The organism is Enterococcus malodoratus, from assembly GCF_027659535.1.
Classification (GTDB): domain Bacteria; phylum Bacillota; class Bacilli; order Lactobacillales; family Enterococcaceae; genus Enterococcus_A; species Enterococcus_A malodoratus.
On record NZ_JAQDPG010000010.1, the window covers coordinates 43,382 to 64,292 of the forward strand.

Consider the following 20,911-nt stretch of genomic DNA (forward strand, 5'->3'; position numbering starts at 1 on the left):
TATGAACATGCAAGCAGCGATTCTTTATCAACCAAGTGATTTACGAGTCGAAACAATCGATTTCAATGATCAAATCGATACTGATGAAGCCATTATCAGTATCAGCCACACAGGAATTTGCGGCTCGGATCTTGATCGTGTTCTGAAGACTGGGACTTACTCTTTTCCGACAATTCCTGGACACGAATTTTCCGGAAGGATTGAAAAAATCGGCAACCACGAAACGTTGGCTGTCGGTGATCCAGTCGTTGTTGCTCCGATGCAGCCATGTTTCGATTGCGAGCATTGCCAACAAGGAAACTACGGTCAATGTTTGAATTATAGATTTATGGGTTCACGTAATGATGGGGCTTTTGCTCAATATTTAAAAGTGCCGCTAAAAAATATTATTCCATTTCCTAAACATGTTCCGTTAAAATACGGCGCATTGATCGAGCCCGCCGCCGTGACTCTGCACGGCCTAAATCGCATCAAGATCACGGCTGGTGATACCGTTGCTGTACTAGGCTGTGGTACGATCGGATTATTCGCCATTCGTTTAGCCAAATTATTAGGTGCTACACAGATCATCGCTGTTGATCTAGCCGAGGAAAAGCTAGCATCAGCTGAAAAATTAGGCCAACCATTTTAATCAACAGCGCAAAAACAAATGCGACAGAGAAAATCAATGAACTGACTGGCGGTGTTCAAATTGCGATCGAAACGGCCGGTGTCCCCTTCACTCAAGTCCAAACCGCGGAAATCACCCGCGATCACGGTAAAATATTACTTTTAGGAACCGCACATAAAGATGTGACCTTCCCTGCTGCGACCTTTGAACGGATTATTCGTGGAGAGATCACACTGACTGGATCATGGAATTCCTATTCTGCTCCTTTCCCTGGGCAAGAATGGCAGACGATCATTGATTTTATCGGAAATGGTTCGCTAGATATGAGTGAATTTATTACTCATACCATCACCCTTACCGATTTACCAAAAACGATCCAGCAAATGGCCGATCGAGAATTTTCTTTTAACAAAGTATTAGTTGATTTAAATAAATAAAAAAATATCTCGAATGATCGTCAATTTCTGATCATTCGAGGTATTTTCTATTTTTTGACGATTCCTAAGTCAATCATTGATTGGGCTGTTGCGATAATCGCTTCACGAGCTGGGCGTGGGTTCCAACCTAATAAGTCTTTTGCTTTTTGATTACTTGTTCCAGCATATTTTCCAGTTAAAGAAGCCACCATCCGCAATTTTGGATCAGCAACCGCCGCTGCTTTTAAAATCGCATTGGGGATTTTTTTGGTAGGCAGTTTTGCTGCATACGCTGGAAAAGCCTCGCGTAAAATATTTGCCACATCCAACATAGATAAGGTTTCTCCAGTAGTCGCCAAGAAACGTTCACCTGCAGCTTTAGGCGAAGTCATTGCTAACAGATGCAAACTTGCAACATCGCGTACATCAACGTAACCAGAATCAACATTCGGTACTGCTTTGACTTCGCCGTCTAATAACTGTTGGATTTGAATATTCGAGTGAGAATAATCCGAAGTCAAGATTGGCCCCATTACAGCCACTGGATTGACCGTTGCTAATTCCATCCCGTTGCTCTCTTCTTCGATAAATTTCCAAGCTGCTCGTTCAGACAAGGTTTTTGATTTTTGATAAGGAAAAATATTTTTAGCGTCTAAGTTCGACCAATCTTTTTCAGTATACGGAGTTGTGCGATTCTCATGACCAGCAAAGATTGCACCGTAAGCCGAAGTCAAAACCACTCGTTTTACATTCGCATCTCGTGCCGCCTTCATCACATATAGGACACCATTTACAGCTGGATCAATCATTTCTTTTTCATCCTTAAAATTCAGCTTTGGTGTTGGAGAAGCAGGATGAATGACATAAGTAACACCTTCCATCGCTTTATCCCAGTTCTTTTCGCTAGATAAGTCCGTTTCAATAAAAGAAAGATCATCAAGCTTATCGATGCCCCCCGCTGTAATGATTTTTTTAACGCGATCAATCTTATCTAATGAACGAACCGTTGTCCGTACCGCATATCCCTGTTCCAATAATTGTAAAATAATATTTGAAGCGATATAACCGCTGCCGCCTGTTACTAAAACTAATTCTTTTGCCATGATGAAGACTCCTTTTTCTTTCTTATAGGAAAAATGAATTCAATTCTCTGTAAAAAGTTGAATTATCATTCTTTCGTTACGTTACACTTGTAACGCTTGTGAGGTTATATTAGAATAGAACCTCACAGAATACAAGTTGTTCACCCGCATCTGTGACAGAAAGGAAAATGTGTAATGGCAGCTACTGACCACTCACAAGCAATCAAACAAGATTCAAAGGATTATTTAACGACCGCTTTATTACAACTCTTAGAAAAAAATCCCTATCAGAGTATCAATGTTTCACAAGTCGTTCGTCGTGCAGGAGTCAGCCGAATGGCCTTTTACCGCAATTTTGATAGTCTTGATGACGTGCTATTCGATTATTTTTCGACAATTATTAGCGAGCGCTTTGCTGATATCATCCAACATGTTCCACCAACAGAAAAACTAAAATCATTGGAACTATTCTTCAAGGATTTTGCAAATACTTTGGAGCTAAGTGTCTCACAAGGTTATGAACCGATCATTCGTCGAGTCTTCAATGAAAATATGCAGCACTTTTATAATAGCTTGCCGCTTTTTGAAGACCTCAAAGAACCGGAAAAAAGGTATTATATCAAGTTCATGAGTGACGGCGTCTACAGTATTTGGCGCGAATGGTTGATTAGTGACCAAAAAGAATCGCTAGACATGATTCATCAACTGTTGGTGACACTTCAAAACTCCACTTTGGAAGCACTAAAAAACCAGCAAGCGAACTAATCCGCTTGCTGGTTTCCTTTTGCCTTTGCTCGTCGATAAAACAATAAACATAAGAGACTAAAAATTAACGTTAAAATTCCTGAGATCAAAAACCATCTGGCAATTCCTAACTTTTCAGATAATGGTCCAGCCAGTAATAACCCGATCGGCATCGCCCCTGACATTACACTGCCAAATAGTGAAAAGACCCGACCTAGCTTTTCTGGTGCAACCGTCTCTTGTAAATACGCAGTAAAAGGAATATTGTACAAATTCCCAACACCGCCCATTAAGATACAAAAGAAAACAAACATCCAATAGCCTGTTAGATTAGCAGGGACTAGGCCACTGCCGATAAAGGTAATCGCTAACCCAATATTAGCCAGTTGCGCAGCCAGCAGCTTCTCCCGCCATTCCTTTTTCATTCCGATCAAAAAGGCACTGACCATCATACCAGCGGCATAAGAAAATTCCACCACACTAGCAAACCAAGCAGACAGTTCAAAATGCACATTGGTCATCAATGGAAACAAAATTCCCAACGGCAGATAGAAAATCATAATAAAAAAGGAAAAGAACATGACAACCAGCATTGGCCGGTCTTCTTTAAAGACATTGAATCCGTCCTTCAATTCTTGTAAATAATGCTGCATACTCTCTTCACTGCGAGGGATACTTGGAACTTCTACGATCCATAAGGTGAGACAAGCAGCTAAAGCGCCGATCAGATCTGTTAATAAGATCAGCCATAATGGCATTGCCGCAAACATTGCCGCGCCTAACACCGGCCCCAACATGAATGCTCCCGATTGTAAAAACTGATTCCAGCTATTGGCTTTGACCAGCTCTTCTTCCGGCACCAATAGCGGCACAATGGCTTGAATCGAAGGCATGTGGAACACATTTGCTAGAGCACGCAAAAACAATGCGGCAATAACGACTAAGTAGCCCGGATTTCCCCATAAAAACCACAGGGACAAAATCAAGGCCACGAGTCCCATAAATAAATCTGCAAAAATCACGACATACTTCCGCTTCAACCGATCCAGCCAGACACCGACAAAAGGACCTAATAACATTTGCGGCAGATACGCAGATAGGCCCGCCAATGACAACATAATAGCTGATTTAGACTCATTGGTCAGCCACCATATCAATGCAAACTGAACAGCGGAACTTCCAATCAAAGAAACCGTCTGTCCAGATAAAATCGTTAAATATTTTTTTCTCCATTGTTGTTTTTCCATAATAGCTCCTTTGTTTGCCGTTTGAACAAACAAGAAGTTCGTCAAACGTTGATTATTTGGCGATTCGTTCAATTCTCAAACGCATAGAAGCACACATAAAAAATCCTCCTTTTTATTTGATTAACCCTAATTCGATTTTCCACATCAACAGACGTTCCACAGATTGATTCAATTGTTGTTCACTGTACTCGCCCTTTTTGATAGCCTCCAATATATAAGGAATTTGGGTACTGTAGCTTGAAGACAAAATCATATCGTTTCCCGCTTGCAAAGCCTGCAAACCTGCCTCCTCTTGGGAAGTAAAGTTTGCCAATCCTGCCATATCCATATCATCAGTCATGATTACTCCTGTAAAACCTAATTCATTGCGGATCACGTCATGGACTGGTTTCGAGATTGATGCCGGACGTTCACCATCAATAGCCTGTACAATATTGTGTGACACCATAATGCTATCGGCTCCGGCTTTTATCCCTGCTTCAAATGGTAAAAAGTCATTTTTCCGTAATTCATCTATCGAACGATTATCCGTCACGATCTCCACATGCGAGTCGCGATTATTGCCATAACCAGGAAAATGCTTCAACGTAGAACCAAGCTTTTGTTTCTTCATTTCTTCAACAGTCAATTTTACATAATGACTTGTGCCGGCTGCATCCATGCCAATCGTTCGATCATAAATAAAGGATTGGGGATCTGTCGAGACATCCGCATCCGGAAACATCCCCAGCTGAATACCTAACTCGCCAAAAACTTGGGCTTTGCGATCAATCTCCTGGGTAACTCCATCCCAACCATTTTTTTGATACGAGGTTTGAGGACTTTCAAAAGCCGGAGAAACGATTTGATTTCTGCTTAATCGGCTAACCGTTCCGCCTTCCTCATCTGATCCAATAAACATGGGAATCTTACTGGTCTCTTGATAGCTTGTAATTGCCTGTTTAATCTCACTTTGGCCTTTCCCCTCCATATCGCGGTCAAAAAGTAAATATCCGCCTAAATGATAGGTCTGGATATCCGCTGTTTGGTTTTGCTCTGGTACACGGGCCATGAATAATTGCCCGACTTTTTCTTCCAAAGTCATTTCTTTCATCACTTTATCCATCTTTTCCTTCGCAGTCATTTCTTCTTTTTTTGACTCAGTTATCTGCTTCTCTTCTTTTGTCGATTCAGTCGATTTGGCTGATTCGCTAGTTGTTGACGTTTTGTTGTCAGAACTTCCACAGGCAGTTAATAGGAAAACTGCTGATAGCATCAGCAGACTCCATAAAATGCTTTTTTTCACTTCTACTCGCTCCTTATTTGGAATGACACACTAATAATAAAAATCGGCTCAATTCAAATTACTTCTATCATTCCGCTATACATATCAGCGTGGACCTCAATTCATTGAACTTTACAATGACCTGCTGACAGTACTTACGGTTCATTTTATCATAGCCTATGAAAAGAAAGCATCGTTTCGATTTTTTCCAAAAAAAAATACCGAGAAAAAGCATAAATGCCTTTTCTCGGTATTACATTTATTTGTTTTGGACAGTTGCATCTTTTCGAACACGATACCCTTTGCCCCAAATTGTTTGAATGACTTCTTGATCTACTTCTAAAACCTCTAATTTCAGTTTGATATTTTTGACTAAAGAAGAAAGCTGAGCTAATCGGGATTGAGAAACATTTCCCCACAAAGCTTTACACAGTTCATCACGTGAGACAATCTCGCCTGGATGGCTGCGTAATTTTTCTAGAACCTGCAGCTCAAGTGAAGATAAGTTAATCAATGTCATCGCTGAGATGCCCTGATTCTCTTCTGCCACTGGGCATTCTTCTGCTGCAACAGGTACAAATGACCTGCCTTTATATTGCGCAGCCACCTCTGCCAATTGCTCCCGCAACAATTCAACCGAGTCGCTATTCTGAACAACCCCACTTATCCCGTGTTCATTCAATACCGCTCGTTCATCCTCAGTGAGAAAATGATCAACCTCTCGTAAGATACTTTGACCACGATCCCTCAATTTTGGCAGCATCAGTTCCATCTCATAGCTTGAGATCGTTTCGCCGATAATGATGATCGGAAAATGATTTACCAAATCAGGAACACGATCATCCATTTGAATTTCATCCAAAATACTGGTAGAACAAAAAACCTCATAATTTAAATGTTGCAATTTATTAGTTATAATTTCTTCCGCTAGGATATTTTTTGTTAAAACTAAAACTCGAACCATCAATCCGACCTCATTTTCTACTCAATAATGATTATGAATAAAATATAACTTAAATTTAAGCAAATAAAAGGTCTTTTTTTAGATGATACTAAATAAAATTATGAACATTCCTAACTATTTCGTTTTTTTAAATTTGGAATAAAGAAAAACCGTGATTTGTTATCACGGTTTAGGCAGTTACTTTACTTAATTCTTTTTCTTGTTTAACGGCTTTTTCAAAAATTGGCAGGTTGAATTGCTTATACAATGCCCCCGCTACAAAGTATGCAATGTTGAAATCAACCAGACTATGAACTAGTCCACCAATGCCCATCAGAATGAAAACCGTATACAAATATCCTTGTGAATAGAAGGTATCCGGCATATTCCCCATGAAGTAAAAGGCTGATACAACAAGCATTTCAGCAACTGCATGAATGATTCCAATGATTAAGTTAAAAATTTGGAATCGACCGTTTGCTAAAGTAAATTTTCCATTTTTCAATACAAGTTCGGGATGCTTTTGCAGATATTTTGCTCCGATTACTGCAAAAATCAAATGAGAAAATGCTCGTAATGCAATGATTGGCGTCGTCGAAATGAAGAATCCGAATGTCGTTCCTAAGACGACTGCAATTGCTACTAATGGTGAAAAGAACATCGCGATGAACACAGGTACATGGCTCGCAAGAGTGAAAGATGCCGGGCCAATCACGATTTTAGGCATAACCATCGGGATCAAAATTCCTAACCCAATCAACAATGCTGAGATCGTTAAATTTCTAACAGAATTATTTTTCATTTTATTCTCTTATCCTCCTTGATATGTCAAGACACTTAATTCGCTCTTTAGTTTAGTTCAAAACCTTAGAGGTGTCAAGACAGATAAGGTGGGAATTTTTTGAAAAGTTTCACTATTTTCCGATCAAACTTAAACGTTCATTTCGTTCCTCCACTGTTAAGTGGTGTTTTTTCACATAACGATTATTTATTTTTTTTGCACATGCAATTGAGCATGCTCCCAAGTATTTTTCCTCATTTTTTTCGGAAACTAGTATTTGACGATTGCATTCAGGATTACTACAATTGATATATCTTTCGCAAGGTGTCCCATCAAACCATTCTTTGCCGATGACCTGTTTGTCCACTTGATTAATCTCTACACTAATTCGTTCATCAAAGACATACATCTTCCCATCCCACAATTCACCACGTGTCGTTTCATCTTTGCCATAAGCCGCGATTCCCCCGTGAAGCTGTGCAACATCATCAAATCCTTCTCGCAATAACCAGCCAGAAAATTTTTCGCAACGAATTCCGCCTGTACAGTATGTCACAATTTTTTTATCCATAAACTGTTCTTTGTTCTCACAAATCCATGTTGGCAGTTCACGGAAATTATGAATTTCCGGACGAACGGCTCCACGAAAATGTCCCAAATCATATTCATAATCATTACGGGCATCAATGACTACTGTATCCTCGTCCAACAAAGCTTCGCGAAACGCATGCGGCTCCAGATAATTTCCAGTCAATTGTCGTGGATCAACATCTTCCTCTAAATGCAGAGCCACCAATTCTGTTCGTGGACGAACAAATAATTTTTTAAAGGCATGCCCTTCACTTTCATCCATTTTGAAGTATGTATCTTTAAACCGGTCATCCGCCAACATCACTTCCATATAGCGATCCGTCGCTTCCTTTGTTCCTGAAAGTGTGCCGTTGATTCCTTCCGGTGCAACTAAAACCCGACCCTTGATCCCTAAGTCTCGACAAAAAGCGAGATGCTCTTTCGCAAAAACCTCCGGGTCTTCGATTTTTGTATAGTTATAGTAAAGCAATACACGATAATCCATGATGATTCCTCCAGTTTCTTTGATTCTTTACTACTATAGGAGATGGAAACCGTTTTTTCGAACTTGATGCTTGTGGAATTTTTTACAAGAAAAAAATCCTCCTGTAAATTTCTACAAGAGGATAAAGAATTAATCTTTCCAAACTTCTTTAGCTGTTTCAATCACTAAGTTTAATTTTGCCCATTGGTCTTCTTCAGTTACTTTGTTGCCTTCATGTGTAGAGGAAAAACCGCATTGCGGACTTAAACATAGTTGTTCTAGCGAAACAAACTTCGCAGCTTCCTTGATACGAGACTTCAATGTTTCTTTATCTTCTAAGTCAGGTGTTTTTGTAGTTACCAGTCCCAAAACGATTCGTTGATCCTGAATATTTTTCAACGGCTCAAAGCTACCTGAACGCTCATCATCAAATTCCAAGAAAAAGCCATTGAATTGAGTTATCGATAATAGGCGTTCAGCGATTTTATCGTATGAACCATTATAAAGCCAATGAGACTGGAAGTTCCCTTTACAGAAGTGGAAGGTTACTGATAAATCGGACGGCTTATTGGCAAGAACCGCTTCGGTGATATCACCAAATTCTTGGATCAATTCATCTGGGTCATAACCGTTGTTAGCGATCATTCCTCGGAATCGTTCATCGAAGAGTCCGCCCCAACTCGTATCATCTAATTGCAAGTAACGACAGCCAGCATCGTAAAATGCTTGGATGGCTGCTTGATAAGTCGTGATCAGATCTTGAATGAACTCCTTTTTATCCTCATAGACAGGATTCTCATGATATTGCTTCGATAAAATAAATGAATCCAAATAAATCATGTTCGGCCCTGGAATCGTTTGTTTCGCGATCACATCCTCAGCTTGCTCGTTAGTAAATTTGAAATGATCTAAAAATGGATGTGCAGGATTAAATGCCAGCGGACCGCTAACAAAAGTACCTTGTGCCTCAGTCGTGATCCCGAAAGCCGTCGTTTCAAAATCATAAACGGTAATACCGTTAAGTCCAGCAATAAAATCCAAGTGCCACCAACGGCGACGGAATTCACCATCAGTCACTGCTTGCAGACCGATTTGCTTTTGTTTTTGGATAACTTTGATAATTTCTTCATCTTCAACTTTGGTTAATGCTTCTTTTGTGATTGTTCCCTGTTTGAACTCCTCACGAGCCTTTTTTAACCTCTCAGGCCGCAATAAACTACCTACTTGATCAAACCGAAATGGAATCTTACTCATAAAATCCTCTCCCTTTTTTACTATATTTTTTCAGAATAATTCTGATTTGTTAACGTAATGAATTCGACTAAAATCTCATATAATACTGTCCGACTATTTTCTTTACGCAATAAAAGGACTGTTACAAGTCGGACTGACAGCTAACTCATTAATAAATGGATGAATTTTTCTAACGTAAAAATTCAAACAATTTTCGTACGCCTACGATTCCTTTAACCGGCTAAAGCTGGAAGTGGAACTCACAAAAAAAGCCCTTAAACAGCTGAATAGCTATCTAAGGGCATAATTGATATACGTTACCACCTTGATTCGCAGCTTCCTCACGGTTGCTGCCTCGTTAAGTACCCCATCGCTGGGAGACTTCTGTTGTTTAACGGAACATTCCGTATCTTCTTAATTAGTCAGAAGATCCACTCAAAAGCCATTTTCAACATAACTCTTTTCTGTCTCTTTTCAGCTGCCAAGACTCTCTGGAAGAAAAGCTTTATCTCTACTTTCTTTCTCATAGTGTTTTAATATTAATCTAAGTTAAGAATAGCGGTCAGTCCTTCGTTTGTCAAACCCTTTTTTGAAGTAAAGGTAAATCTACTATTTAAAAATTTTCTACCTCTTTACCTTGAGTGAAAAAGATATGACTTCTAAACTCGTCTTGTTTTTCAGTGGAATACTTTTACTATTCATCAGTTTTATTTTTTCAAAAAGAAGAGCGTAACAGAAATCAATTCTGTTACGCTCTTTGCTAGATGCTTTCTTCCATCTTATTTGAAATCAAGACGAATGGCATGTAGATGAATACACCCGCCACGATAATCACTAGCTGTAGAATCGCCGCTCGGATATCGCCCGCAGTTGCCAAATAGCCTGAAAGCACTGGTGGGGTTACCCAAGGAATCAAAATGTAAGTTGGGTTCACCAATTGCAGACTTGTTGCAAGATAGGCCAACATTGTTGAAACCATTGGCACGATACAGAATGGGATCGCATAAACTGGATTGAAGACGATCGGCAAGCCGAACATAATCGGTTCACTAATATTGAACAAGTTTGAAACCCCACCCAATTTTGCGATCATACGCTGATCTTCCCGTTTTGAAAAAATCAGTAAGGCAATCACTAAACAGATCATCGTTCCGCCACCGCCCATATAGACATACGCATCTAAGAATGGTTGGGTCACGATATTGGGTGCAGCAGAACCTGCATTGATTGCTTCTACATTTTGCTGCAAAGAAGTTAAAAGAATTGGGCCTGAGATCGCACCAAAGACAAAGGCACCATGAATACCAAAGATAAAGACAAAGGTTGATAAGAATACATACAATAAAATACCCGGCAATGTCTGGAAGCCGCCAACTAATGGCGCCTGCAAAATATTGATAATGATTTCTGGAATCGTCAACCCAGTCGCTGTACGCAAGCCAACTTCAACGATTGCAAATACGCTGATCGTTAACACGGTCGGGATTAAGCTATTGAAAGATTTCGCGATTGCTGGCGGAACACTGTCTGGCATTTTGATCTTCAACCGTGAATTATTCGTCAATTTTACCACCATCGGTACACTCACTAGCGCGGCAATGATTCCTAATAGCATTGCTGAAGCGCTGGTATAAGTTTGTGTTAATGCTCCCGCAGTTTCAAAGGTTTGTCCGTTGGCCCCCGTTATATTGATCACATTAGGAACTAATACGACATAAGAAGCTAGTGCAACAATTCCTTCAAGCGCGCCATCGGCATCATAAGAACGAGCCAAGCGTAACCCGATTAAGAACGTGACCATCAATCCTAAAATTCCTAAAGTACCATTGTAAGCTTGGACACAAATCTCAGAGATTATTGCACGACCTGGAATCCCACGCAAAAGTCCCGTCTTTTCTGTCAGCAAAACATTGTTTATCAACAAAAAGAATGCGGCGGTGATGGTGATCGGAATGGTACTGGCAAACGCGTCTCGAATCGCGGCAATAAAACGATTACTAGCCAGCTTGTTCGCATAATAAGCTACTTTTTCTCCTAAAGCCTCTTTGTTGAATGTGCCATCTTTCATCATTGTTTTAATCTCCCTTATTTTCAGATTTAATTAAATCAGCTACTAATGACAACCACTTGCCTGCAACACCAACCCACACTTCTTTATACGTCGCATTATTGAACTGAGGCCAGTAAGGTTGATCCTCGTTGCCAAATGTCTGCATCCCAACAGGCATCTCACCTGTGATTTCTCCAGAAGAAACCGAGTATTGCTGCGGATAATTGTATCCTTCGCCATAGATCATAGATTGTCCAAACGGATTTTTCCCGACCATCCATTGGAGTTGTTGATGAGCTTTGTCCAGCAGTGTTCGGCGATCCAGTATGCGTCCCATCACAGCGGCGCTTTTTCCCATCGAAAGTAAGATGCCATTATTGCCGCGGAAAGAGAACCATACAGGGAAACGTTTGATATATAATCCTTCACCAACTTTTATCCCCTGTTTTAACTGCTCCTGATAACTCGTTTCTGCTTCGTCATCTACTAATAAATGCTGTTTATAGAAACTTTCTTTATCCTGCCATTCGTCTTCGTGATAAATTCCGCTGGCATACATTGGATATGGATCGGTAAATTGACCCAAATAGTCCAAATAATCGGCGTAGTTATTTGCCTGGATAAGCCACTCATCGCCTTTTTCATGCTTTGGCGAAGCCGCCAAAACCTCTTCAAAAGCTAAAGCATACAAATGTTCCCGAGCTTGATGATTGAAATGCTGAAGGACCTTATGCGTTTCATCCCGATAAAACATCCCTTTAAGAAGTGTGCCATCTGATAATTCAAGTCCGGCTTGTTCTTGGCAAGAAAGTAATCCATCAAACCATTCCGTCATCTGTTCTCGATAATCTTCCTCTTCCGTCAACTGATACATTAGAGCTGCCGTCCATGCCATCGTCGCTAAGAAAGTACTCTTTGACGTATTATAGGTATGCTCCCAGAAAATCGGCTCATGCTTAAATTCTGTTTTTTTAAATCCAACCAAAGCGTAGTGATAATCTTCTTTTACTACTTGCATCAACTGTGCTTTCATCGCGTAATCTTGCGGTAAGGATTTGACGATCTTCGCCAAAAGTCCCGTGATCAAGAAATTGTCATAAGGACTGTTATGAATTCGTGGTACGGCATCATCCATCGTGCCGATACGATTGTCAGTCCAGCGAGTAATACCGGCGCTAGTCACCCGATCTCCTTCATCCAGACGCGTCTTCAAGATAAAATCAATTCCCCACTCGCCCTCTTCAATTAACCGCAGATACAGATCCGGCTGATTCTTAACCGTTTCCGCTGTTTCAAATAAACTGCTGGTCACCTCGGCTGTTTGAACTAATTGCTGTGAAAGGTCGCCCGCATCATGCCAACCACCATTAAAACTGACTAACGAACCTTTATATTCCACGGTTAAGTCTTCATGGCACGTTCCATGAATTCCATGGACCGGACAACCGCAGCGTTCACAGAAAATAAAGTTCAACGACTTCCAAATTGAATCGGATTTTAGGGTCGAAACTTTTCCGATCTGGAAATCTGGCGTTTTAATATCATCAATTTGCAAATAATAGCAGCCTGGCTCAGTGATAGCTGAAAAATCCAACAGCCCAAAGGTGCCATTTACGGTTGATATTTCTTGAATTTCTGCTTGAAATACAACTTGATCGGCCCTTTTTAATTCAAAAGTTGTCGCTGTAAAATCTTCGTGGTTGATAATTGCTGTTTTGGAATAATCGGGATGATAGCCGATATGTGAAAAAATGATTTCCTTACTTGGTACTTGCCACCCCTTAGCAGAGGTACTGTGCAGATTTTTCTCTAAAAATAGTTTGCTGATAGTATAGCTGAGCCGGCCTTTCAAATTCATATAAGAACCATTTGCTCCGCTAAAAATACGAATGCCGGTTACCACGTCTCTTGGCAAATTACTGATGTCCAAGACATAAGTGTGCTGTTCCTGTCCTTCTAAATTAATGACATGCGTTCCTTCACGATTATAGATATCCGGAATTTTGATCTCCCCGTCATTTTCCAATGTGATCGTGATATTCGGATTAACCGCATTGAGACAGTCAGCCGAGACATCCAGCTTGATTTGAGTAAATTCTGTCCAGTCTTCCTTTTGAATTGGTAGATACGCCCCGACCTCACCGAAATTAACATAGTCTCCATCCTCTGGTGCACCTTCAGGCCAAGTATCATAACGAGCAGCACTCAACAAAGTGACGGTTTCCTCTGTTTTTTTGATCTCACCTCGTCCGCGATGCTGCCAATTTTCAAAGCTGTTAGTCAACCGTCGACGGCTCATTATCACTTCTTTTTCTAATTGCTGTTTTTCAAATGAACGATCATTGTCCAATGGCAACGGTCGATGAATATAGCCTGTCGCTTTTACCGCTTGTTTAAAATCATGCATAAGTTTTCACTCCTTTCTCCATAATAAATGCTAATGTTGCAGCGCCTTTTAGGGCCACTTCATTCGGGTCAAGTGCCGTCACACGCATACCTTTCGTTACAAAGCGGATCGTTTTCGCATTTAGAAACGTTACCAAATGATTCAAAAACCAGCCGTCATTCATTACACCGCCGCCAAAAATGACTGCTTCTGGATCGCTTACTCGAATCAAATTCATCGTTAATGCCGCCACCGCGCGCAATGATTGATCCACAACTTTTTTAGCTAGCGGATCATTTGCTTCGTAGGCTGTGATCAGCTCTTGAAAGCTTACACGTCTGTCCTCTTCGATCGTTAAAATCGTATCCGGGTATTCTGAGGCAAACTTCACAGTCTGGTTATGCATGCCCAAACCCGAAGAAAACAGTTCAACACAGCCTTTTCTGCCGCAACTGCAAAGATCATCGCTCATCATGTCCACGACCATATGACCTACCTCGCCAGCATTAAAATTTCCACCCTTGATCACATGATTATCAGCGACCACACGGGCAGCAATGCCTGTTCCAATATTGATATACACAAAGTTTCCTGTTTCCTGACCGATGCCTAAGATACTTTCTGCTAAAGCCGCTCCGGATACATCATTTGTAAGCCAGCACGGAAGCTGAAAAGCTTGGGTGATTTCCTCAGCTAAAAAGATCGGATCAGAAAGACTCGGATGAATCTCCAGCCATTCTCCTTGCTCCGTATTTACCCGACCTACGACACAAATACCGATTCCGATTAAATCGCCATGAATGACATGCTGTTGTAAGTAACTTCTAATTGCTGTTTTTATTTTTTCTGCTGCACTTCGCTGATCGACTACTGTTGATGGGTATTTCTCACTCGCGAGAATCTCCCCAGCAGGCGTGACCTCACCAACTAATATCTTGGTTCCACCTAGATCAACTGCTAAAACCGTTTGTGTCATTCTACACCTCAAATTCTGGTAACGTTACCAAATAGAAATAATATGTTTCCGTTTTCAAGAGTCATAATACCCTGTGAGTATTCTTGCTGTCAACAGTTTTTTTAACATTTAGAAACGTTACCAAAAATATCTTGCTTTTTTTTCACTCCTCCCCTAAACTAATTTCTAGGAGGCGCTCTCTCATGAAAAAGACAATAACAATTAAAGAAATTGCAAAAGAAAGCGGTGTGTCTGTTTCGACAGTTTCCCGCGTTTTGAATAATCACCCTTCCGTTTCACCTGCTAAAAGGGCCAAAGTTCAAGCAGTGATTGAAAAAGAAGGTTTCCAACCAAGTATGCTGGCTCGCGGCATGATCTCCAATAAAACGAAAACCCTTGCAGTAGTTGTTTCGGATATCACCAACCCCTACTTTACTTCATTGGTTTCTGAAATCGAGCTGGCTAGTTTTGAACAAAACTATTCCCTTTTACTTTTTAATACTATGACTGCTGGACGTCAAAAAAAAGCAGACAGCAGTTTCGCTGAACGAGATACCTTCAATACGATTTTTGAGAAAAAGGTCGATGGCGTACTGATTCTCGGGGGAGAAATCGATCGAGATGAACCAAACCCAGAATATCTGCATACACTTGAACAGCTGAACAGCCAAGTACCTGTCCTGATTATTGGACAAAAGCAAGCAAACTGCAGCTGCGTCTTTATCGAACGGGATTTAGAAAAAGGTGTCTTTCTTTCTGTGCAACATCTACTAGCTCTTGGTCACCGAAGCATTGGTTTTATCGGTGGGGAGCCTAGCGTCAAAATCACGACGCAAAGAGTTCAAGCTTTCGAGAAAGTGATCTCCTTGTACAGTACCTTTGATCCGTCACTGATCCTTCTAAGTGATTTTTATACAGAAGATGGCTATCAAAATATGGATACACTCATCAAACAAGGTCCACTTCCCGATGCGGTATTAGCGATCAATGACCGAGTAGCTCTAGGTGCTTTCCGTGCCTTAGCCGATCATGGTCTATCCTGTCCAAAAGATATCGCAATCGCCAGCTGCGATGCTTTTCCTGACGGCGATTATCAGATTCCTAGAATTACGACCATCAATCAGCATAACCAGTTTCTTGGTAAATTGGCTGTTACCAATCTTTTGAAAATGATTAATGAAGAACCGTTGGATACTTTAGAAATTCATTCACCAGAATTGATTATTCGGGAATCCTGCGGTATTGGAAGGATACAAAAATAGATGGATAAACACTTAATTTTTATGGATATCGATGGCACTCTCGTTACTAAAGATCAACAGATTTCGGCTCGAACGAAGTCGGTCGTCAGCGAGCTGCAGCAAGCCGGCCACCAATTTTATGTCGCTACTGGCAGAAAATACTCTTCAGCAAGTGAAATTGCCAAACGATTGAATGAGCAGACTCAAGTGATTGCTTCAAATGGCAGCGTGTATTCGATCAATGAGACACTCCATAAGAATCGATTATCAGATGAAGCTCTTCAGTTCGTCTATCAAACAATGACCGAACATCGATTGCCGATGTTTTTCTTCGGTGAGCATACGATTTTTTATACTCAGCAGCTTCCGAGTTATCTGCAAAAAAATGATCAATCGCGGATCGGCAACACTGAAGAAGATTTTCTATTTATTGATTCATTGGAAACTTTGATGGCGGTCAGTCCTCGCATCATTAATGGGATAATCATTGCAGATGATCGGGAGGCAGAGCTTGAGATCGTCCGGAAAATTTTGGAAGAAAGTCAGCTCTTGTCCGTCTCCTCATCTCACCCGAATAATATCGAACTGATTCCTTTAGGGGTCAACAAAGCTACCGCGATCCAAGCTGTCCGAAAAAATCTGGCAGTCCCGCAAAAAAACATTATCAGTTTTGGGGATGGCTTAAACGATTTGGAAATGCTGCAGGCTTCAGGTGTCAGTGTTGCGATGGGCAATGCGGTCGACGAACTGAAACGTCACGCGAAATTTATCACGAAAACCAATGTAGAAGATGGCATCGCCAAATTTCTGCTGGATTACTTTTACTAAATATAAAGGAGACTAAACGATGTCTAAACCTACAATGTTGTCATACATTTTAGAAGAACAAGAAATATTAACGGCCGCGATCAATGCTTACCCCACGAATATCGATGCTGCTATTAATGGACTGAGCTTGGATAATGAAAACTGGCTCGTTTTAGGCACAGGTTCCAGTATCAACGCCGCGAAAAGCGCCAAATACTATATTGAAAAAATGGCAAATATAAAATTGGCGATTGAAGAGCCTTATAATTTCACTCACTACGAAAAAATTGATCCGCAGCTTCAGGTCGTTTTAGGAATTTCGCAAAGTGGACAAAGCACATCGACTATTGAAGCAATGGACAAGATCACCAACCATCATGCCGTCCACACTATGGCGGTTACAAGTATTCCAAACAGTGAGATCACTAAAGTCACAACTTCTACATTAGATATCCTTTCAGGTCGTGAACGGGTTGGTTATGTAACAGTCGGCTTTTCTGCAACCGTTTTGGCTTTGATGTTATTAGGTTTAAGAATCGGAGTGAAAAAAGGACTGATCACTTCTCAACAAGAAACTGATGAGCTGAAAGAGTTTCTAGAATTGACTAGTCGTTTTAATCACGTGATTGAACAATCAACGACATTCTTCGAGAGTCATCGGAAAGACTTTCAATTGGCTCAGCGATTTACTTCGATCGCCTATGGACCAGCGGTTGGAACTGCCAAAGAAATGGAAACCAAATTTTCTGAGACCATTCGCGTCCCTTCAACAGGCGTTGAATTAGAAGCCTTCATGCACGGGCCTTACCTAGAGCTTAACTCTGAGCATCGTTTATTTTTCATTGAGACTCCGGCAAAACCTGAGATCATTGAAAAAGCGAGACTATTGAAAGCTTACGAACAAAAGCATACTCAGCATGTCTTCACTATTTCCCTACGGTCAAATGAAGCAGAGGATGAGAATACACTAGCTTTCGGAAATTGCCCAGATGAGTTCAAAGCACCATATTTGGCAATCGTTCCTTTTCAAGTCTTTTGCTGGTATATTTCCCGCGAAAAAGGCATTGATATCACGAATCGGATCTTTACTGATTTCTCTCAAGCAGTCAAAAGTAAGACGGCCGTTCAAGATTACGTTTAATCTCAGCCCCCTATTTGATTGGTAAAACCCTAATTTTATTACCAGTCATTTAGCTATAAAAAACCGCTCAACCTTAAGAAGTTTTCTTAAGTTGAGCGGTTTAATTTTATTTTTTTAGCAACTCGCCGTGCTTCAACGACTTCTTCTCTAGTGAATCAAAGCTTTCTCCACCGTTTGTTAATAAGGTTAAGACAACGTCTGCTTTACCAGCAGTTCGAATCTGTTCAAAATCTGCTGTCACCAGCAGCGTTTTTTCATCAACCTTTTGTCCCTCGTGAACATGAACTTCAAAAGGTTTACCTGCAAGTTCCACAGTGTCTAATCCAATGTGGATCAAAACTTCTGTCCCCGAATGTCCTGTCAGCCCAATCGCATGCTTCGTTTGAAAAATGGTCGTCACCACACCTTTGACTGGTGAGTAGATTTCTGTGGATGTCGGTTGAATGCCGTAGCCTTCTCCCATCATTTTTTGCGAAAATACAGGATCAGCCACTTCGCTTAAAGGCACGAACTGGCCATCAACAGGTACAAAGAAAGCATCCGTCGTTTTCTTTTTGAACAAATCAAACATTTTTCATTCTCCAATCCTTCGTATCAATCATCGCGTCCCAATAATTGATTGATTTCTTGACTATACAAATCTGCTTTTCCGCCAAATACGGCTTGAATCCCGCCTTGAACTTCAAAAACAGCGGTCGCGCCTAACCTTTTAAAGACCGGTTTCTGAATTTGATCCCCTTGCTTCACCGCAACTCTCAATCGTGTCGCACAGGCGGTGACCGTTTCAATATTTTCATCTCCGCCTAACGCTTCAATGATTTGCCACGCTTCTTCTTGCAAGGTACTTGAACCCGAATGATCGACCTCATTTAAGACGTCTTCATCATTTTCCATTCCTGGTATAGCTACACGGAATTTTTTAATAAAGAAACTGAATACAAAAAAGTAAATAAGTGCCCAGGCAATCCCAAATGGAATCACTTTTATCCAGTTCGTTTTATCGTTTCCTTGTAAAACACCGAATAGCAAGAAGTCGATCAATCCGCCAGAAAACGAGTTACCGATGCGGATATTTAAGATATCGGCAAAATAGAATGACAGCCCATCAAGAAAAGCATGAATCACGTACAACCATGGAGCCACAAATAAGAACATATACTCAATCGGTTCGGTGATCCCAGTTAAGAAAGAAGTCAACGCACCACTAAAATATAGTCCGCCATTTTTCTTGCGGTTTTCTTTGGGAATCGCTCGGTACATCGCATAACATGCGGCCGGCAGCCCAAACATCATTGTTGCAAATCGTCCAGCGAAGAAACGCGTTCCATAAGTGAATAAGCCAGTATGACTAGAATCCGCTAATTGCGCAAAGAAAATATTTTGTGCGCCGGAAATCGAATGGCCAGCAACCGTTTCCACTCCACCTAACGATGTGTACCAAAACATTGGATAGATCGTATGATGCAATCCGACTGCCCCCGTCAACCGAAGCAAGAAGCCATAAAAGAATGAACCGATACTCCCCATTTGTGCCACTTGATGACCAACCACGACCAAGCCATTTTGAATCGGCGGCCAAATCAGATAGAAGACACAGCCAATCGCAATTGCGCTAAATGAAGAAACGATCGGAATAAAACGTGATCCGCCAAAAAATCCTAAAAATTGTGGAAGCTCGATTTTCCGATAGCGGTTATGCAAGAAAGCAACGGTTCCCCCAATGACGATTGAACCGACTACACCAGTGTCGATACTAGCGTCTTTAGCAGAGAACAGTTCCAATAACCCGCTGATTGTAGCTGTATAGACTAGAAATGCGACACCCCCAGCTAAACCTGCTGTCCCTTTATCTCCTTTGGCCAAACCAACTGCGATACCGATCGCGAAAATCAATGCTAGATTAGCAAAAACAGCATTCCCGGCAAAACTCATGACGCTAAGAATCGTTTGCAGCCACGGTTGATTTAAAAATGGATAAGCAGCTACTGCACTTTCGTTCGTCAGTGCCCCGCCTAACCCCAACAGCAATCCGGCCGCCGGCAAAATAGCGATTGGCAGCATAAACGCTCGCCCTAACTGTGAAAACTTTTTAAACATTCTATTCTCCTCCTTAATTTACATGTATGACTTTCCAACTGAGTGAATTGATAAAAAAGTGACTAACTTTCTTCCTTCAACGCTTGAATAAAGCGTTCCGCAATCTCTTTAGGTCGTGTAATTGCTCCACCGACAACAACTCCTACAGCTCCTAGATCCTGTATTTTTCTGGCCTCTGCCGGTGTATGAATTTGTCCTTCGGCAATAACCGATACGCCTTCATCCACCAAAGCCTTTACCAACTCAGCATTCGATGTTGCATCTGCTTTGGTGTAGCCCCTCAAAGTCGTCCCTACAAAGTCCATTCCGGCTTGCCAAGCATTGATTCCCTCGTCAAAAGTCGCGATATCAGCCATAAATAATTGCTCTGGGTATTTTTCTTTGATTTGTTTGATAAATTGATTGACTGACTGATTATCCGGACGTTGACGCAAAGTACAATCTAGCGCAATAACCTCGACGCCGGTTTCCATCAATGCATCGACTTCTTTCATTGTTGCCGTGATAAACACATCCGACTCAGGATACGTCTGCTTGATGATTCCTATGATAGGTAAATCAACCTTTTCTTTAATTTGCAGAATGTCTCTCACTGTATTGGCACGAATGCCAACCGCACCCGCTTCTTTTGCTGCTAGCGCCATTAAAGGCATGATCCCTCCTTCCATTGTATATAACGGTTCGCCTGGCAACGCTTGGCAAGAAACAATTAAGCCGCCTGAAACAGCGCACAAAAACTCTTTTTTATTCACGCTCCATTTTCACTCCATTCATAAATATTTTTGGATTATTACTCCAAAAATATAGCATGCGCTTTCACAAATGTAAATAGAAAATGAAAAAAAAGTTTTTTTGACGTA

19 protein-coding genes and 1 other annotated feature are annotated in these 20,911 nt (G+C 41.1%); of the genes, 6 read left to right on the forward strand and 13 right to left on the reverse strand.

The features are described 5' to 3' along the window. Window position 1: 1 nt before the first annotated feature. Together PGP85_RS15830 and PGP85_RS15835 are read left to right on the forward strand one after the other, a co-directional pair. Window positions 2–631 (forward strand): alcohol dehydrogenase catalytic domain-containing protein, encoded by a 630-nt coding sequence (locus PGP85_RS15830; RefSeq protein ID WP_270328401.1) that lies wholly within the window; start codon window positions 2–4, stop codon window positions 629–631. Window positions 632–672: 41 nt separating this feature from the next. Then, window positions 673–1,047, forward strand: a complete 375-nt coding sequence (locus PGP85_RS15835; RefSeq protein ID WP_270328475.1) for a zinc-binding dehydrogenase — start codon at window positions 673–675, stop codon at window positions 1,045–1,047. Between the two features lie 47 nt (window positions 1,048–1,094). Here the strand turns inward: PGP85_RS15835 and PGP85_RS15840 are convergent, their stop codons facing one another. Further along, a complete protein-coding gene (locus PGP85_RS15840; protein WP_270328402.1) occupies window positions 1,095–2,129 on the reverse strand; it encodes an SDR family oxidoreductase in 1,035 nt (344 codons plus the stop codon). Window positions 2,130–2,303: 174 nt separating this feature from the next. Between PGP85_RS15840 and PGP85_RS15845 the strand changes: the two genes are divergently transcribed. Beyond that, the gene (locus tag PGP85_RS15845) at window positions 2,304–2,873 is read left to right on the forward strand and encodes a TetR/AcrR family transcriptional regulator (RefSeq protein WP_270328403.1); all 570 of its coding nucleotides are present in this window, start codon (window positions 2,304–2,306) and stop codon (window positions 2,871–2,873) included. Here the strand turns inward: PGP85_RS15845 and PGP85_RS15850 are convergent. From PGP85_RS15850 to PGP85_RS15890, 9 genes are all read right to left on the reverse strand, one after another. Further along, entirely contained in the window at window positions 2,870–4,099 is a 1,230-nt protein-coding gene (locus tag PGP85_RS15850) for an MFS transporter (RefSeq protein WP_270328404.1), read from the reverse strand. The genes PGP85_RS15845 and PGP85_RS15850 overlap by 4 nt on opposite strands. A 112-nt stretch (window positions 4,100–4,211) precedes the next feature. Beyond that, window positions 4,212–5,384: a glycoside hydrolase family 3 N-terminal domain-containing protein gene (locus tag PGP85_RS15855; RefSeq protein WP_090403251.1), complete on the reverse strand. Its 1,173-nt coding sequence runs from the start codon at window positions 5,382–5,384 to the stop codon at window positions 4,212–4,214. A gap of 238 nt (window positions 5,385–5,622) precedes the next feature. Next, window positions 5,623–6,327 (reverse strand): winged helix-turn-helix domain-containing protein, encoded by a 705-nt coding sequence (locus PGP85_RS15860; protein WP_010740966.1) that lies wholly within the window; start codon window positions 6,325–6,327, stop codon window positions 5,623–5,625. 169 nt (window positions 6,328–6,496) lie between these two features. Next, window positions 6,497–7,108, reverse strand: coding sequence for a hypothetical protein (locus PGP85_RS15865; protein WP_270328405.1), 612 nt, complete (start codon window positions 7,106–7,108; stop codon window positions 6,497–6,499). Between the two features lie 112 nt (window positions 7,109–7,220). After that, on the reverse strand, window positions 7,221–8,162 hold the full coding sequence (gene trhO, locus PGP85_RS15870) for an oxygen-dependent tRNA uridine(34) hydroxylase TrhO (protein ID WP_270328406.1): 942 nt from the start codon (window positions 8,160–8,162) through the stop codon (window positions 7,221–7,223). A gap of 129 nt (window positions 8,163–8,291) precedes the next feature. Next, a complete protein-coding gene (locus PGP85_RS15875) occupies window positions 8,292–9,395 on the reverse strand; it encodes a 5-methyltetrahydropteroyltriglutamate--homocysteine S-methyltransferase (protein ID WP_270328407.1) in 1,104 nt (367 codons plus the stop codon). A 273-nt stretch (window positions 9,396–9,668) separates the two neighbouring features. Beyond that, window positions 9,669–9,910, reverse strand: a binding site (T-box leader). A 224-nt stretch (window positions 9,911–10,134) separates the two neighbouring features. After that, a complete protein-coding gene (locus tag PGP85_RS15880) occupies window positions 10,135–11,445 on the reverse strand; it encodes a PTS sugar transporter subunit IIC (RefSeq protein WP_270328408.1) in 1,311 nt (436 codons plus the stop codon). 4 nt (window positions 11,446–11,449) lie between these two features. Then, on the reverse strand, window positions 11,450–13,831 hold the full coding sequence (locus PGP85_RS15885; protein WP_270328409.1) for a glycoside hydrolase family 9 protein: 2,382 nt from the start codon (window positions 13,829–13,831) through the stop codon (window positions 11,450–11,452). Continuing rightward, complete coding sequence (locus tag PGP85_RS15890; protein WP_270328410.1) at window positions 13,824–14,786, reverse strand: ROK family protein; 963 nt, start codon at window positions 14,784–14,786, stop codon at window positions 13,824–13,826. The genes PGP85_RS15885 and PGP85_RS15890 overlap by 8 nt, the downstream gene beginning before the upstream one ends. A gap of 182 nt (window positions 14,787–14,968) precedes the next feature. On the opposite strand from PGP85_RS15890, the gene PGP85_RS15895 reads away from it, so the two are divergent. The 3 genes from PGP85_RS15895 to PGP85_RS15905 are packed head-to-tail and all read left to right on the forward strand — an operon-like array spanning window position 14,969 to window position 17,954. After that, window positions 14,969–16,027, forward strand: a complete 1,059-nt coding sequence (locus PGP85_RS15895; protein ID WP_090403265.1) for a LacI family DNA-binding transcriptional regulator — start codon at window positions 14,969–14,971, stop codon at window positions 16,025–16,027. Further along, a complete protein-coding gene (locus PGP85_RS15900; protein ID WP_090403267.1) occupies window positions 16,028–16,834 on the forward strand; it encodes a Cof-type HAD-IIB family hydrolase in 807 nt (268 codons plus the stop codon). Between the two features lie 19 nt (window positions 16,835–16,853). After that, window positions 16,854–17,954, forward strand: a complete 1,101-nt coding sequence (locus PGP85_RS15905; RefSeq protein ID WP_270328411.1) for an SIS domain-containing protein — start codon at window positions 16,854–16,856, stop codon at window positions 17,952–17,954. Window positions 17,955–18,060: 106 nt separating this feature from the next. On the opposite strand, the gene PGP85_RS15910 is transcribed toward PGP85_RS15905, so the two are convergent. From PGP85_RS15910 to PGP85_RS15920, 3 genes are all read right to left on the reverse strand, one after another. Then, a complete protein-coding gene (locus PGP85_RS15910; RefSeq protein WP_010740977.1) occupies window positions 18,061–18,525 on the reverse strand; it encodes a PTS sugar transporter subunit IIA in 465 nt (154 codons plus the stop codon). Window positions 18,526–18,548: 23 nt separating this feature from the next. Continuing rightward, window positions 18,549–20,051, reverse strand: a complete 1,503-nt coding sequence (locus tag PGP85_RS15915) for a PTS transporter subunit EIIC (protein ID WP_251867699.1) — start codon at window positions 20,049–20,051, stop codon at window positions 18,549–18,551. Window positions 20,052–20,113: 62 nt separating this feature from the next. After that, window positions 20,114–20,803: an N-acetylmannosamine-6-phosphate 2-epimerase gene (locus PGP85_RS15920; protein ID WP_270328412.1), complete on the reverse strand. Its 690-nt coding sequence runs from the start codon at window positions 20,801–20,803 to the stop codon at window positions 20,114–20,116. Window positions 20,804–20,911 lie beyond the last annotated feature (108 nt).

Bases quoted from the DNA above. Each gene is read 5' to 3' on its own strand.
- PGP85_RS15860 (WP_010740966.1), bottom strand. From the start codon at position 6,327: ATGGTTCGAGTTTTAGTTTTAACAAAAAATATCCTAGCGGAAGAAATT.
- PGP85_RS15905 (WP_270328411.1), top strand. From the start codon at position 16,854: ATGTCTAAACCTACAATGTTGTCATACATTTTAGAAGAACAAGAAATA.
- PGP85_RS15900 (WP_090403267.1), top strand. From the start codon at position 16,028: ATGGATAAACACTTAATTTTTATGGATATCGATGGCACTCTCGTTACT.
- PGP85_RS15885 (WP_270328409.1), bottom strand. From the start codon at position 13,831: ATGCATGATTTTAAACAAGCGGTAAAAGCGACAGGCTATATTCATCGA.
- PGP85_RS15890 (WP_270328410.1), bottom strand. From the start codon at position 14,786: ATGACACAAACGGTTTTAGCAGTTGATCTAGGTGGAACCAAGATATTA.
- PGP85_RS15845 (WP_270328403.1), top strand. From the start codon at position 2,304: ATGGCAGCTACTGACCACTCACAAGCAATCAAACAAGATTCAAAGGAT.
- PGP85_RS15910 (WP_010740977.1), bottom strand. From the start codon at position 18,525: ATGTTTGATTTGTTCAAAAAGAAAACGACGGATGCTTTCTTTGTACCT.
- trhO (WP_270328406.1), bottom strand. From the start codon at position 8,162: ATGGATTATCGTGTATTGCTTTACTATAACTATACAAAAATCGAAGAC.
- PGP85_RS15840 (WP_270328402.1), bottom strand. From the start codon at position 2,129: ATGGCAAAAGAATTAGTTTTAGTAACAGGCGGCAGCGGTTATATCGCT.
- PGP85_RS15850 (WP_270328404.1), bottom strand. From the start codon at position 4,099: ATGGAAAAACAACAATGGAGAAAAAAATATTTAACGATTTTATCTGGA.
- PGP85_RS15880 (WP_270328408.1), bottom strand. From the start codon at position 11,445: ATGATGAAAGATGGCACATTCAACAAAGAGGCTTTAGGAGAAAAAGTA.
- PGP85_RS15895 (WP_090403265.1), top strand. From the start codon at position 14,969: ATGAAAAAGACAATAACAATTAAAGAAATTGCAAAAGAAAGCGGTGTG.
- PGP85_RS15915 (WP_251867699.1), bottom strand. From the start codon at position 20,051: ATGTTTAAAAAGTTTTCACAGTTAGGGCGAGCGTTTATGCTGCCAATC.
- PGP85_RS15875 (WP_270328407.1), bottom strand. From the start codon at position 9,395: ATGAGTAAGATTCCATTTCGGTTTGATCAAGTAGGTAGTTTATTGCGG.
- PGP85_RS15830 (WP_270328401.1), top strand. From the start codon at position 2: ATGAACATGCAAGCAGCGATTCTTTATCAACCAAGTGATTTACGAGTC.
- PGP85_RS15865 (WP_270328405.1), bottom strand. From the start codon at position 7,108: ATGAAAAATAATTCTGTTAGAAATTTAACGATCTCAGCATTGTTGATT.